Origin of the sequence: Bradyrhizobium sp. LLZ17 (assembly GCF_041200145.1) — a bacterium.
Taxonomy (GTDB): Bacteria; Pseudomonadota; Alphaproteobacteria; order Rhizobiales; family Xanthobacteraceae; genus Bradyrhizobium.
On record NZ_CP165734.1, the window covers coordinates 1,240,321 to 1,254,556 of the forward strand.

Here is a 14,236-nt window from a genome sequence, read left to right on the forward strand (position 1 = left end):
GCTGTTCCAACCTTCCGTCGCGTCATGCCACCTGGGTCTCGCGCGCCGCTCGGGCGGACGAGCTCATCATCCCGCATGAAAGCCGCTTCAATGAACGTGCAGCCATCGCTGCTGGTCGGAGATCCCGTCGAAACCCGAGACGCGCCCGCCGCGGTTGACGGCGATGCGATGGTTCGTTTCGCCGGCATCTCGAAAACCTATCCGGCCTATCGCGGCAAGCCCGGCGTCAACGCGCTCGAGGGGATCGACTTCGCGATTGCCCGCGGCTCGATCACCGGCGTGATTGGTCGCTCCGGTGCGGGCAAGTCGAGCCTCGTTCGGCTGATCAACGGGCTGGAGAAGCCGACCACAGGCCGCGTGATCGTCGATGGCCGCGACATCTCAGCGCTCGCCGGTCGCGAATTGCGGCTGGCGCAGCGCTCGATCGGCATGATCTTCCAGCACTTCAACCTGCTGTCGTCGCGCACGGCGGCCGACAACATCGCGCTGCCGCTCGAAATCGCCGGCTGGGCCAAGGCCGACATCCGCGCGCGCGTCGCCGAGCTGCTCGCGCTGGTCGACATCGCCGACAAGCACGACCGCTATCCTTCCGAGCTCTCGGGCGGCCAGAAGCAGCGCGTCGGCATCGCGCGTGCGCTGGCGACACGGCCGAGCGTGCTGCTGTCGGACGAGGCGACCTCCGCGCTCGATCCGCAGACCACCCGCGCGATCCTCGATCTGCTTGCCAACATCAATCACGAGCTCGGCGTAACCATCGTGCTGATCACCCATGAAATGTCGGTGGTGCGCCAGCTCGCCAGGGACGTGGTCGTGCTCGACGCCGGCCAGGTGGTCGAGAGCGGCCACGTCGCCGACATCTTCACCCATCCAAACCACCCGATTACGCAGTCCTTCCTGGCCGAGGTGATCGGCGACAGCCTGCCGGTGTCGCTAGCGAGTCGGATTTCACAGGAGCCAGTTGCGGGCAGCCAGACCGTGATCCGTGTCCAGGTGCGCGGGGCAGGGACCGGCGATACGCTGATCGCGCGGATCGCGCGTGAGCTCGGACTTGACGTGTCGCTGCTGTCGGCCCGCATCGACGAGATCGGCGGCCAGCATGTGGGCTCGCTGGTGCTCGGCATTCCCGTTGGCAATTCTCGCGGCGAGGACGCGGCAGGCCGGACATTGGCCTGGCTTTCTCAACATCAATTCTCGGCGGAGCGTCTCGGCTATGTCGCCTGAACTCATCAACTTGATCATCCAGGCTACCGGCGAGAGCCTCTACATGGTCGGGGTGGCGGCGCTGATCGGCACGGCCTTCGGCCTGCCGCTCGGCGTGTTCCTCGCGACCAGCCGGAAGGAGAGCTGTTCGCGGCCCCCGCCGTCAATCGCCTGCTCGGCATCGTCGTCAATGCGACACGCTCCACGCCCTTCATCATCCTGGTCGTCGCCATCATCCCGTTCACGCGGCTGATTGCGGGCACCTCGATCGGATCGACCGCGGCCATCGTGCCGCTGACGATTGCCTCAGTGCCGTTCATCGCGCGCCTGGTCGAAGCCGCGATCCGCGAGGTCGATGGCGGGCTGATCGAGACAGCATCTTCGTTCGGGGCGTCGCCGCTCCAGATCGTGTTCAAGGTGCTGATCCCCGAGGCCTTGCCGGGTCTGCTGCTGGCGCTGACGCTCGCAGTGGTCAGCCTGCTCGGCTACTCCGCCATGGTCGGCGCGGTCGGCGGCGGCGGGCTTGGCGATCTCGGCATCCGCTACGGCTACCAGCGCTTCATGCCGGAGATGATGCTGGCCGTCGTCGTCGTGCTGATCGCGCTGGTTCAGCTGGTGCAGAGCGCCGGCGACTACCTCGCACGCCGGCTCAACCGCCGGCTGCGGCATCGCTGACGTCAAAAAAGGAACAAGCTGTTGTCTTGATCGTATGCTTGCATGTCGCGCGGCAGAGGCGAGGGCGCCTCCGCAGCGACACTGCAATGGAGAGCTTGCATGCGCATCGAGCCGGTGTTCCTGTTTGACCTCGACGGCACGCTGGTCGACAGCGTCTATCAGCATGTGCTCGCCTGGAAGCATGCGCTTGACGCCGAGGGAATCGAGCTTTCGGTCTGGCGCATCCATCGCAAGATCGGCATGAGCGGCGGTCTGTTCACCAACCAGCTGCTGCGCGAGATCGGCGTCGAGATCAGCGAGGAGCGGATCGACAGGCTGCGGCGGGCGCACGCGGCCTCCTACCAGCAGCAAGCGCGCCAGATCAGGCCGCTGCCGGGAGCGCGTGAATTGCTGCAATGGCTGACGGAGGCCGGGATTCCCTGGGCGATCGCAACCAGCGGCCGGATGGAAACCGCGGCGGTGAACCTCGCCTCGCTCGGTGTCGATCCGCAGCGCACGCCTGTGGTGACGCGCGACCAGGTCAAATACGCAAAGCCCGACCCGGACCTGTTTCTCGCAGCGGCCGCGCGGCTGAACGCACCGATTGAGACCGCGGTCGTGGTCGGCGACAGCGTCTGGGACATGATGGCTGCCGTGCGCTGTCGCGCGCTCGGCGTGGGCCTCCTGAGCGGCGGCTACGGGCCGGACGAGCTGCGCCAATCCGGGGCTTTCCGCGTCTATGACGATCCCGCCGATATGCTGCGCCGGATCGACGAGGTCGGCGGCCGGCGTTAGCCTCACACTCCGATCACGAGGCGAGGGCGCCGGCGGCTTCGCGGATGAACCTTCCGAGCAAGCACAGCCACAAAGAGGGGAGATGGTCCTCGCCCCGGATGTCCCATGAAGTGGTTTGCCTTGCTCTGCCTGTTCGTGTTCGCCACGCGCGCCAATGCGGCGTCTCCCGAGCAGCACTATCTCGATCTGCGCGACCGCTACATCAGCAAGTTCTCGAAGGCGCCGGAGAACGATGAGACCTCCAGGCAGCATGACGCGGCCCTCAAGGAGTTGACCGGCGTGCTGCGCGGCCTGGTCGGGCCGGTCGCGATCAAGGGGCTGCCCCGGAGGGAAGCTCCAACGTCGACACGCTGTTCAAAGGCGACTCGGGCTTCGGCCATCTCGACGGGCTCGGCTTCGCCTCCGAAGGTGACAAGATGCAAGCCGTGGTCACGACCACCGTATTGCTCAAGCATTGGCTTGCCGAGCACCGCGAGGACGGCATGCCGCAGGAGATCGGCGCCGCCTTCAAGTCGGACCGCTTCTACTATCAAGCGATCCAGGACTCCGCCTTCGCCAAATATGCGGAGCTGCCGATCATCAAGCCCGCAGCGGCGAGTGTCGCGGTCGCCGTGCTGGGCGTGCGCGGCAATGGCGACCTGAAGGGACCGCCGCATGAAATCGACGTCGTCGCGATCCAGGGCGAGAAGGTCTTCTTCCTCGCCGTCACGGACGCGCTGAAGACGACCGAGATCCCGGCTTGCGAGAAGGTCTGGAAACAGATGATGACCAAGCCGGTCAACAAGAAGGACCCGCGCGGCGATATGACCCGCGAGGACCAGGCGATGGACGCCATGACGGCGTGCTTCGCCAAGGAAGCGCCAAGCCAGGGCTGGTTCGCTGCGGCGGTGAAGAAGGCGCAAGCCCAGTTGGACCTGCTGCCGCTGCGCTAGCGCGCGCTGCCGCCGAGATTCCACCCGCGACCGTCCTCGCCAAAGATCTCGTATCCACCCGCCGTCACCGCCACCGTGTCCTCGAGCTTGATGAAGCCGCGCTTGGGATGCTTCATCGTGGTCTCGATCGACACCACCATGCCGGGCTCGAGCGGCAGGCGGGCGTCGGTGTCGTCGGGAACCGGACCGCTGGCGGTCAGGCGAGGGGCCTCGTGGCTGACGAGGCCCATGCCGTGGGCCAAAAACTCCGTGCAGTCGCGCTGGGTGATGTGGGCCAGCTGCCGCTCGGCCGCGACGTAGATGTCACCGCCCATGGCGCCCGGCCGGACCGCGGCAAAAGCCGCGCGCTGGACCGCTTCGATCTCGGCCAGGCAGTCCTTCAGCTCGGTGTCCGGCTCGCCCAGCACGGCCATGCGCGCGAGGTCGCCGATATAGCCGTGATAATTGCCGCCGGAGTCGAGCGACAGCACATCGCCTTGCTCCCAGCGCTGTGCCGACGGCGCCCGGTTGTGGCTGCTGCCGCAGGCGAGCAGGCAATATTCGAACGTCAGCCCACGGTTGGCCTCGGCGACACGCAACGCATCGGACAATTGCTGCTTGGTCGTGCCCGGGCCCTGCCCGGCGATCACCTCCAGCATCGAGGCGATCACCAGTTCCGACGCGGTCTTGAGTTTTGCCAGCTCATGCGCCGACTTGACCGCACGCAGCCGTTCCAGCACCAGCAGCGCGTCCTTGAGCTCGGCGTCGGGCAGGGCGTCGCCAAGCGCCTTGCCTGCGTCCATCGGCAGAAACGCCATCTCGACGCCGATCCGCTTGATCGGCACGCCGGCATCCTTCAAGGCGCGCGCGGCCCGCATCACCGCGTCCACCGAGCCATTGGACTCGGTCCGGACTTGCGGCACCCAGGGCGGCGCCACGGCGCGCTGATGGGTTTCCAGCCGATGGCCGATATAGACGGCCTTGTCCGGCGCGCCTTTGGGATAGGCCAGGACCGGCAGATATCGGCTCACGCCCAGGGCATCCATGTAGTCGAAGAAGATCGCGCGCTCGGCCCCCAGCAAGTACTGCACATTGTGCTTGGAGGTCGCGACCAGGACGTCGAGACCGGCCGCGTCCATCAGGCGGTCGAGCTTGGCGGCATCGAATGGAATGGCGCGCGAGGCGCTCGCGCGAGTGGCGTTCTCCTGCATGACGAAACCTCCCAATGGCGGCGTGGCTCGAGCGGCCGCGTCCGTTGTCTGCCGTTGATTGTGCGCCCGGAGCAGGGTTCCGGATATCCCTGGATTGGGCTGGCCTGACCTGCACGGTCACATCCGTAATTCGCATAAGGTATATTATGGAATATATTTATCTACAACTTGATCAAAGACTTAGATCGAACTCCTTCCACCACGCCTTCGCTCAGCGGCGGTTTTCGGCCACGCGCCAGATCATCGCCGCAGCTCTTGACGGCTACTGTGCATGGGGTTGTTTTCCAGTTTTTGTATCCGGCCCATCGCTCCTAAAGCCGATATTGCCGCAAGGATGTCCGGCTGCAATAAGCGAGGCTTCGCGAGATCGCAGATGACCTTCTGACGCCACGTCCGTATAGGTTTGCGTCTCACAACAAGAACAAACTTTTGAGGAAGCAGACCCAATGAGCTTTTCCCGACGCACGCTTCTCAAGGCCTCCGCCGCGACCGCGGTCCTGGGCGGCCTCAGCGCGCCCCATGTCGCGCGGGCCGAGAGCGCCGAGTTCACCTACAAATACGCTAACAACCTGCCAGACACCCATCCCTTGAACGTGCGCGCCAAGGAGATGGCGGCGGCGATCAAGAGCGAGACCGGCGGCAAGTTCGACCTCCAGATCTTCCCGAACAACCAGCTCGGCTCGGACACCGACATGCTGAGCCAGATCCGCTCAGGCGGCGTCGAGTTCTTCACGCTCTCCGGACTGATCCTGGCGACCTTGGTGCCGGCGGCCTCGATCAACGGCATCGGCTTCGCATTCCCGGACTACGACACGGTCTGGAAGGCCATGGACGGCGACCTTGGCGCCTATGTCCGCGGCGAGATCAAGAAGTCCGGCCTCGAGGTCATGGACAAGATCTGGGACAACGGCTTCCGCCAGACCACGTCGTCGAGCAAGCCGATCACCGGCCCGGACGATTTCAAGGGCTTCAAGATCCGCGTGCCGGTGTCGCCGCTGTGGACCTCGATGTTCAAGGCGTTCGACGCGGCGCCCGCCTCGATCAATTTCAGCGAGGTCTATTCGGCGCTCCAGACCAAGATCGTCGAGGGCCAGGAGAACCCGCTGGCGATCATCTCGACCGCAAAGCTCTACGAGGTGCAGAAATACTGCTCGCTGACCAACCACATGTGGGACGGCTTCTGGTTCCTGGCCAACCGCCGCGCATGGGAAAAATTGCCGGAGGATATCCGCAAGGTCGTCGCCAAGAACATCAATGCCGCCGCGCTCAACGAGCGCACCGACACCGCGAAGCTGAACGCCAATCTGCAGCAGGAGCTCGCGGCCAAGGGCCTGACGTTCAACCAGCCCACGGTTGCGCCGTTCCGCGACAAGCTGCGGAGTGCCGGCTTCTATGCGGAGTGGAAGGGCAAATACGGCGAGCAGGCCTGGGACCTTCTGGAGAAGGCCGTCGGCAAGCTATCGTAACGCGTCGGGGCCGGCATGGCTCATACCGAGGTTGAGGTGAGCGCAGTGGCGGGCGAGGTGGCTGATCAGTCCCCTCGCCGACCTTCGCTGCTGGCTGCACTGGAGCGTCTCCTCGGCCTCATCGTCGAAATCCCTGCGGCGATTTTGGTCATCGCCGAGATCGTGATCCTGTTTGCCGGCGTGGTGGCGCGCTACGGCCTGCACCGGCCGCTGATCTGGTCCGACGAACTCGCCTCCATCCTGTTCCTGTGGCTGGCCATGCTGGGCTCAGCCGTGGCGTTTCGCCGCTCCGAGCACATGCGCATGACCGCGATCGTCGCCACCGCCAGCCCGGCGATGCGGGCTTGGCTCGATCTGGTCGCAACCTGCGCCGCGCTGGCCTTCCTGGCGATGGTGGTGTGGCCATCCTGGGACTACGCCTACGAAGAAAGCTACATCACCACGCCGGCGCTCCAGATCTCGAACATGTGGCGCGCGGCAGCGCTCCCGGCCGGGATCTGCCTGATGGCGGCGTTCGCGCTGTTGCGGCTGGTGCGCACGGCAGATTACCGGATGGTTGCGGCCGCAATTGCCTCGGTTGCCATCGTCATCGGCCTGTTCTGGCTGGCTGAGCCGGCGTTGCGGCCGCTCGGCAATCTCAACCTCGTCATCTTCTTCGTCGGGGTCGCCGGCTTCTGCGTCTTCGCGGGCGTTCCCATTGCGTTCGGCTTCGGCCTCGCCATCTTCGGCTATCTGGCGCTGACCACGCGGACACCCGTGATGGTGCTGGTCGGACGGATGGACGAGGGCATGAGCCACCTCATCCTGCTCTCGGTGCCACTCTTTGTATTTTTGGGGCTCTTGATAGAAATGACCGGCATGGCCCGGGCCATGGTGGCGTTTTTGGCCAGCCTGCTCGGCCATGTCCGCGGCGGCCTGCACTATGTCCTGGTTGGCGCCATGTACCTGGTCTCCGGCATCTCCGGGGCCAAGGCCGCCGACATGGCGGCGGTCGCGCCAGTGCTGTTTCCGGAAATGAAGCAGCGCGGCGCCCGCCCCGGCGATCTCGTCGCGCTTCTAGCGGCGACGGGTGCCCAGACCGAGACCATCCCGCCGAGCCTGGTGCTGATCACCATCGGCTCGGTGACGGGCGTCTCGATCGCCGCGCTGTTCACGGGCGGCCTCCTGCCCGGCGTGGTGCTTGCGGTCACGCTCTGCATGCTGGTCCGGTGGCGGTATCGGCACGAGGATATGAGCCACGTCCAGCGCGCCCCCCGCTTCCGAGATCGGCAAGACCTTCATCATCGCCCTGCCCGCGTTGGCGCTGCCTTTCGTGATCCGCTACGCAGTGGTCGAGGGCATTGCGACGGCCACCGAAGTTTCGACCATCGGCATCGTCTACGGCGCTCTCGTCGGCCTCCTGGTCTACCGCCGGTTCAACTGGCGGCGGCTGTTTCCGATGCTGGTCGAAACGGCGGCGCTGTCCGGCGCCATCCTCCTGATCATCGGCACCGCGACCGGCATGGCCTGGGGCCTGACCCAGTCCGGCTTCTCGCGCTCGCTGGCGGCGGCCATGACGGGGTTGCCGGGCGGGTCGGCGAGCTTCATCGCGGTCTCGATCCTGGCCTTCACCGTCCTCGGCAGCGTGCTGGAGGGCATTCCGGCGATCGTGCTGTTCGGGCCGCTGTTGTTTCCGATCGCGCGCGCCGTCGGCGTGCATGAGGTGCACTATGCCATGGTGATCATTCTTGCGATGGGGATCGGGTTATTCGCCCCGCCCTTCGGCGTCGGCTATTATGCCGCCTGCGCCATCGGACGCGTCGATCCGGCCGAAGGCATCAGGCCGATCTGGGGCTATCTGCTGGCGCTGCTGGTGGGATTGATCATCGTCGCGGTCTTCCCCTGGATCTCGATTGGATCCTTTGACGCGGCGTGAGGGAGGGTGTCGATGAGTGAGCGGCAGAACCAATACAATGTCGGCCTGGACAAGACGCCCGCCAACTACGTCCCGCTGACGCCGCTGAGCTTCCTCGCGCGCAGCGCCGCCGTCTATCCCGATCACGTCAGCACCGTCTACGAGGGCCGCAGCTTCAGCTGGGCGCAGACCTACGAGCGCTGCAAGCGCTTCGCCTCCTACCTCGCGGGCAAGGGCATCGGCGTCGGCGACACCGTCGCAGCGATGCTGCCGAATATTCCTGCGATGAACGAGGCGCATTTCGCCGTGCCGATGACGGGCGCCGTGCTCAACGCGCTCAACATCCGCCTCGATGCACCCTCCATCGCCTTTCAGCTCGAGCACGGCGGAGCGAAGATCATTTTGGTCGATCCCGAGTTTCCGGGCGTGATCACTGACGCGCTGGCGCAGATGAGCGGCCCAAAGCCGTTCGTGATCGACGTCGACGATGCCGCCTTCATGGGCGGCAAGCGCATCGGCGAGATCGAATACGAGGCTGCTGTCGCGCAGGGCGATCCAAACTTCACTGCGATCCCGCCCAGGGACGAATGGGACGCGATCGCGCTGAGCTACACGTCCGGCACGACAGGCAATCCGAAGGGCGTCGTCACCCATCATCGCGGCGCCTATCTGAATGCCGTCAGCAATATCCTCGCAGGCCAACTCGGCCAGCATCCTGTCTATCTCTGGACGCTGCCGATGTTCCACTGCAACGGCTGGTGCTTCCCCTGGACCATTGCAGCCGCCGCCGGCATCAATGTTTGCCTGCGCAAGGTCGAGCCGACGAAAATCTTCGAGCTGATCAGGACGCACGGCGTTACCCACATGTGCGGCGCGCCGATCGTCTACAACACGCTGATCAACGCGCCCGATGCGCCGAAAGGTAACGCCGCTCGCCGCGTTGTCGGGTTGATCGCAGGCGCCGCGCCGCCGGTTGCGGTTCTGGAGGGCGCAGAGAACATCGGCATCAAGCTGACCCACGTGTATGGCCTGACCGAGGTCTACGGCCCCGCCTCCGTCTGCGCGGAGCAGCCCGGTTGGGACGATCTCCCCGCCGCCGAGCGCGCCAGCATGAAGCGCCGGCAGGGCGTGCCCTACCCGCTCGAGGAAGCCGTCACCGTCATCAATCCGCAGACCATGAGGCAAGTCCCGCGCGACGGCGAGACCATCGGCGAGGTCATGTTCCGCGGCAACATCGTGATGAAGGGCTACCTGAAGAACGAGAAGGCGACCAAGGAGGCGTTCGAGGGCGGCTGGTTTCACACCGGCGATCTCGGCGTGCTCGACGAGCACGGCTACGTCATCATCAAGGACCGCTCCAAGGACATCATCATCTCCGGGGGCGAGAACATCTCCTCCGTCGAGGTCGAGGACATCCTCTACAAGCATCCCGCCGTGCTGTTCGCGGCCGTTGTCGCCAAGCCGGACCCGAAATGGGGCGAGGTGCCCTGCGCCTTCGTCGAGTTGAAGGACGGCGCCAGCGCCAGCGAAGCCGACATCATCGCCTTCTGCCGTACGCATATGAGTGGCTTCAAGACGCCGAAGGCGGTCGTGTTCGGGCCGATCCCGAAGACGTCGACGGGCAAGATCCAGAAATTCCTGCTGCGCAACGAGGTGGGATCGGCAAGGGCGATTACGGCCTGAGCCGATTCCCTGGACCTGCCCGTCCTAATTGCTTGATAAAGCTGGACAGGCAAGGCAGTTTCCGGCCGGGCTCGCCGAGTCAATCCTGCGAACCGTCCGCTCAGCCTTCGCGCGCGAAGGAAAAGCTCCCTATCGAGGCTCTATGGCAACCAGGTCCGCCGACAAGCTGAAAGTCTTTCGCATCCGCCGTGCGCCAAAAGGCGGCCGCAAGGAAGCGCCCGGCCCCGACATCGAAGGAAAAATTCTCGATGCGGCGGAGTTCGTCTTTGGGCATTTCGGCTTTCGAGGAGCGACGACGGCACTGATCGCCAAAAAGGCGTCGATCGCGAAGCCCCACATCTACTACTATTTCGAGGACAAGGAGGATCTGTATCGCGCGGTGCTGGAACGCGCGATGAACATGTGGGCACGAGACATGGATAGTCTCGACATGACGTCCGACATCGAGACCATCCTCGTGCGCTACGTCAGCAGGAAGATCGATTTCTCGCGAGACCACCCGCATCTGTCGCGCATCTACGCCAACGAAATCATCAGCGGTGCGCAATTCATCGGCAGCTTCATCGAAAAAGTCTCGACACCGTTGCTGCTCGAGAAGGTCAAGACCCTCGACCAATGGGCCGCGAGCGGGGCGATTCGGCGGATCAGCGCTGTCGATCTGTTCTTCTGCATCTGGGCGATGACCCAGGCCTATGCGGATTATTCCAGCCAGATGATCATCATGAAGGGCAAGAGACAGCTCGAAGAGGCCGATTACGCCGCGGCCAAGGCGACGATCCTCCAGCTCGTTTTCGGCGGACTTGGCCTTTCGGACCCCGCCGGGCCCGGCACCTAGCCCCTTGTTCGGCCGCTCGTTTTTCGCGAGCGCACCTACTCCCCCGTATCGCCATTTCGCTCATGCGCGGGACATCTTGGCCAGAACCTGCTACTCTACCTACGATTGCCGTCAAGAATTAGGCCGATCGTCGATCGCAAGATCGAAAAATCATGTTTGTAAAATTATTTTATCAATCGTAAAATGATTTTAACGATCGTTATAAAAATGGCATGTCGCTTGCTTCGATCCGATCGTCCGCAAGACGCGGGCATCAACAGCGGGATTACGGCTTCCAACGAGGCAGTTACTCCTGCGCCAGCAAATTCGAGGTAGAGGACATGTCATCCAACAGCGGCGACGTTCCCACGCTGATCATCACCGGGGCCCATCCAAAGCTTTACAATCACGACCTTGCTCCAACCGCGCCCGAGGGGCGAACCTGGGGTGTCTTCAGCCTGTTTGCGATGTGGATGTCGGACGTCCACTCGGTCGGCGGCTATACGTTCGCGGCAAGCCTGTTTTTTCTCGGCTTGACCGGATGGCAGGTCCTCATTTCGATGACGGTGGGCATCACGGCGGTCTACTTCCTGATGAACCTCATCGGTCGGCCATCCCAGCGCTACGGGATCCCCTTCCCGGTCATGGCGCGCGTGTCGTTCGGGGTGATGGGAGCCAATCTTGCCGCCACGGTGCGCGGGGTCGTCGGCATCGTCTGGTACGGCGTGCAGACCTACTTCGCCTCGAAGGCGGTTCAGATCCTGATCGTCACCCTAATTCCCTCGGCGGCCGATCTGACACATAACAGCATCATTGGCCTGTCGACCCTTGCCTGGTTCAGCTTTCTGTTCATGTGGCTGTTCCAGCTCATCATCTTCCTGAGCGGGATGGAGCGCATCCGCCGCTTCATCGATTTCTGCGGGCCGGTGGTTTACGTCATCATGTTCGCCCTTGCGATCTGGATGCTGTGGCAGAGCGGCCTTTCGAGCCTGTCGCTTCAGCTCAGTCCTCCCGCGGCCTCGAACGCGGCAACGGTTGGCGTGATGGCGAATGCCGCCATGCTGATCGTCGCCTACTTCTCGGCTCTCCTGCTCAACTTCGGCGACTTCGCCCGGTTCGCCAAGGACGAGGACGCCATGAGAAAGGGAAATCTGCTCGGCCTGCCCGTCAACTTCCTGGTGTTTTCGATCATCACGGTGATCGTGACAGCCGGCACGCTGAAGGTTTTCGGCGAAGCGATCATGGATCCGGTCCTGATCGTCGAGAAGATCGGCAATCCGATTGTGGTCATCGTCGGCTCGATTACGTTCATCGTCGCGACCATGGGCATTAACATCGTCGCCAACTTCGTCTCGCCCGCCTATGACATCTCCAACCTCAATCCGGAGCGCATCAATTTCAAGATGGGCGGGCTTATCACGTCGATCCTGTCGGTGCTGGTCTGTCCCTGGTTGTTCGTCGCGAGCCCCTCGGCCATCACGCTGTTCGTCAGCGTGTTTGGCTCAACGCTCGGACCGATGTTCGGCATCATGATCGCCGACTATTACCTCGTGAAAAGGCAGATCGTGAAAGTCGAAGACCTCTACACGATGTCGCCGGGCGGCGCGTTCAACTACGAGGGAGGCTGGAATCACAAGGCGCTGATTGCGCTCGCCCTCTCCGGCACGCTGTCCATCGGATTGTCCCTGTTGGGCGCCTATGGACTGATCTTCAACGTCGGTGACTGGGGATGGCTCATCGGGGCCAGCGCCGGCGGATTGATCTACCGGGCGCTCTCGAAGGAGCAAAGGCCGGTTGCCGTCATCGTCGGGGCGGGCGAATGAGTTTCGGAGTTGCGGGTCGACCGTCATCTGGGCGGCGCTCCCGCAACACAATCAGCATGCGCGTTCGGTCGAACGCGCATGCCAGTCTAGTACGATGTCGCAGCGATCGGTGGCGATGCCGCTACTTGTCGCCACTCCCATCACCGGTCTTGACCTATTGCAGATCTGCGACCGCCTCCTCCAATATGGTGGCAACCTCCAGCAGCGAGATCACCAGGCGCGGCGTGCGCCTGAGCCTCTCGTCGACCGCGACCGCGGACAAATCGTTCCGCTTCCGGCCACCAAGCAATCCCCGTCGTCCAAAGGCGACCTTATGGACGTTACCGGAGACATATCCCACGGAGGCCCATGACTGCTTCGATTCCAGCAAGAGCTCGCCGACCATCCGATCCATCACGGTGAGGATAGCGGTCAGATCTTCGGTCGCGCCCGCTAGACCGTGCTTGCGGCTACCCGGATTGATGTCGCGGGATCTCCGTTCGCCTAAAGGCTTCGGCAATGACCTGGCTTGCGGTTCAGCAAGTCTGTCCAGCAACGCGCTGAATCGGGAGCGGGCAGCGCGAACGAGATCTTCCAGGAAGGACAGATTGGTCTGCGCCGATGCCGACATGACGTGCGGCTTGATCGTTCTGAAATGCATCGATGCTCCGGGGGCAACCAGCGTGGAAGTCGAAGTGGCGCCACAATCTAGGGGCGCCGGCCCCGGGGCGCTTGAACGTCCTGAGCCACGATTGATCGAAACAAGCCTGCAAGAAAATCAGGCAAGGGCATCACAACCGAGCGCAGACCGGACCGATCGGGCTCGACCGCGTGTTGGCAGCGCATCATGACCGATGCTGGCCTCTACGGAGATCGGCTTGCGAAGCTGTTTCCAATGATCAGCGAGCCGCGCTCGGGCCTGGTCAAGTCGCTGCAAAAAGGAACGTTCGCCGCGGCGCGGATGGCATATTCCGGACCGGTCGGCGATCCGACGCTGCCGTCCCCTCCGGACGAGGCCTTCGCACTTTGCCTTCGGCTGCAGTATCAGCGAGCCGAGTCGTGGCTGGACGGTCGATACGCGCCCAAGGGCGCCTTGAAGGACGAGACGAGCATCTACGATCTGCGATGTGAAACGGTCGTTCACTTCCGCGATCCCTTTGACTTTATTTACCTGTATCTGCCCCATGGCACGCTAAACGACCTGGCGAACCAGCTTGAGCTTGGTCGCGTTGAATATGACGTTGCCGCGGGCGCGAACTTCCTCGATCCGGTCATGGCTCATCTGGGCCATTGCCTTCTGCCGATGCTCGAAAGGCCCCATGAGGCCAACGAGCTCTTCGTGGGCCACGTTGCGATGGCGCTGAACACTCATTTCCTCAACAAATATGCCGTCGGCCGACCCCGCGTTCGCTCTTACCGTAGCGGATTGGCGCCATGGCAACTTCGGACGGCGAAGGCACTCATTCGCGCGAATCTCCATGGCGAAATCCCGCTGGCACGGATCGCCAGCGAATGTGGCGTATCAGCCGCCCACTTCGCCCGCGCTTTCCGGGTCAGCACCGGAACTCCGCCGCACCGATGGTTGATGAATCAGCGCATCGAGCAAAGCAAGGTGCTGCTGGCGGACTCGCCGCTGTCGCTCACGGAGATTGCGATCAAATGCGGCTTCGCGGATCAGAGCCATTTTACCAGAGTCTTCTCAGCGGCAACCGGCGCCACACCCGGACGCTGGCGATTGGTTCGCAAAGGTTGATCCATGAGGCCGCGTATCGCAGGAGGCCGATTGCCGATGCGATAACAAGCGCG

9 protein-coding genes and 3 pseudogenes are annotated in these 14,236 nt (G+C 63.6%); 10 read left to right on the forward strand and 2 right to left on the reverse strand.

The annotated features are described in order from the left end of the window. The first annotated feature begins 75 nt into the window (after positions 1-75). From AB8Z38_RS06155 to AB8Z38_RS06170, 4 genes and pseudogenes are all read left to right on the forward strand, one after another. Positions 76-1,221 carry a methionine ABC transporter ATP-binding protein gene (locus tag AB8Z38_RS06155; protein WP_369723552.1) on the forward strand — a complete coding sequence of 382 codons (1,146 nt, stop codon included), beginning with the start codon at positions 76-78 and terminating at the stop codon, positions 1,219-1,221. Next, positions 1,211-1,875, forward strand: a pseudogene (locus tag AB8Z38_RS06160) (methionine ABC transporter permease). The gene AB8Z38_RS06155 and the pseudogene AB8Z38_RS06160 overlap by 11 nt, the downstream one beginning before the upstream one ends. A gap of 99 nt (positions 1,876-1,974) precedes the next feature. Continuing rightward, on the forward strand, positions 1,975-2,649 hold the full coding sequence (locus AB8Z38_RS06165; RefSeq protein WP_369723553.1) for an HAD family hydrolase: 675 nt from the start codon (positions 1,975-1,977) through the stop codon (positions 2,647-2,649). Between the two features lie 105 nt (positions 2,650-2,754). Beyond that, positions 2,755-3,581 (forward strand): annotated as a pseudogene (locus AB8Z38_RS06170) (hypothetical protein). On the opposite strand, the gene AB8Z38_RS06175 reads toward AB8Z38_RS06170, so the two are convergent. Further along, entirely contained in the window at positions 3,578-4,771 is a 1,194-nt protein-coding gene (locus AB8Z38_RS06175; protein WP_369723554.1) for a M24 family metallopeptidase, read from the reverse strand. The pseudogene AB8Z38_RS06170 and the gene AB8Z38_RS06175 sit on opposite strands and share 4 nt — an antisense overlap. 446 nt (positions 4,772-5,217) lie before the next feature. On the opposite strand from AB8Z38_RS06175, the gene AB8Z38_RS06180 reads away from it, so the two are divergent. The 5 genes and pseudogenes from AB8Z38_RS06180 to AB8Z38_RS06200 all read left to right on the forward strand — a co-directional run bounded on the left by AB8Z38_RS06180 (position 5,218) and on the right by AB8Z38_RS06200 (position 12,451). Further along, the gene (locus AB8Z38_RS06180) at positions 5,218-6,237 is read left to right on the forward strand and encodes a TRAP transporter substrate-binding protein (protein WP_369723555.1); all 1,020 of its coding nucleotides are present in this window, start codon (positions 5,218-5,220) and stop codon (positions 6,235-6,237) included. A 15-nt stretch (positions 6,238-6,252) separates the two neighbouring features. Continuing rightward, positions 6,253-8,152, forward strand: a pseudogene (locus AB8Z38_RS06185) (TRAP transporter large permease subunit). A gap of 12 nt (positions 8,153-8,164) precedes the next feature. Beyond that, positions 8,165-9,814 carry an acyl-CoA synthetase gene (locus AB8Z38_RS06190; protein WP_369723556.1) on the forward strand — a complete coding sequence of 550 codons (1,650 nt, stop codon included), beginning with the start codon at positions 8,165-8,167 and terminating at the stop codon, positions 9,812-9,814. Positions 9,815-9,956: 142 nt separating this feature from the next. Beyond that, positions 9,957-10,649 (forward strand): TetR/AcrR family transcriptional regulator, encoded by a 693-nt coding sequence (locus AB8Z38_RS06195; protein WP_369723557.1) that lies wholly within the window; start codon positions 9,957-9,959, stop codon positions 10,647-10,649. Positions 10,650-10,969: 320 nt separating this feature from the next. Further along, the gene (locus AB8Z38_RS06200; RefSeq protein WP_369723558.1) at positions 10,970-12,451 is read left to right on the forward strand and encodes an NCS1 family nucleobase:cation symporter-1; all 1,482 of its coding nucleotides are present in this window, start codon (positions 10,970-10,972) and stop codon (positions 12,449-12,451) included. A 154-nt stretch (positions 12,452-12,605) separates the two neighbouring features. Here the strand turns inward: AB8Z38_RS06200 and AB8Z38_RS06205 are convergent, their stop codons facing one another. After that, entirely contained in the window at positions 12,606-13,091 is a 486-nt protein-coding gene (locus tag AB8Z38_RS06205; RefSeq protein WP_369723559.1) for a hypothetical protein, read from the reverse strand. A gap of 186 nt (positions 13,092-13,277) precedes the next feature. Between AB8Z38_RS06205 and AB8Z38_RS06210 the strand changes: the two genes are divergently transcribed. Further along, positions 13,278-14,183 carry a helix-turn-helix domain-containing protein gene (locus AB8Z38_RS06210; protein ID WP_369723560.1) on the forward strand — a complete coding sequence of 302 codons (906 nt, stop codon included), beginning with the start codon at positions 13,278-13,280 and terminating at the stop codon, positions 14,181-14,183. Positions 14,184-14,236 lie beyond the last annotated feature (53 nt).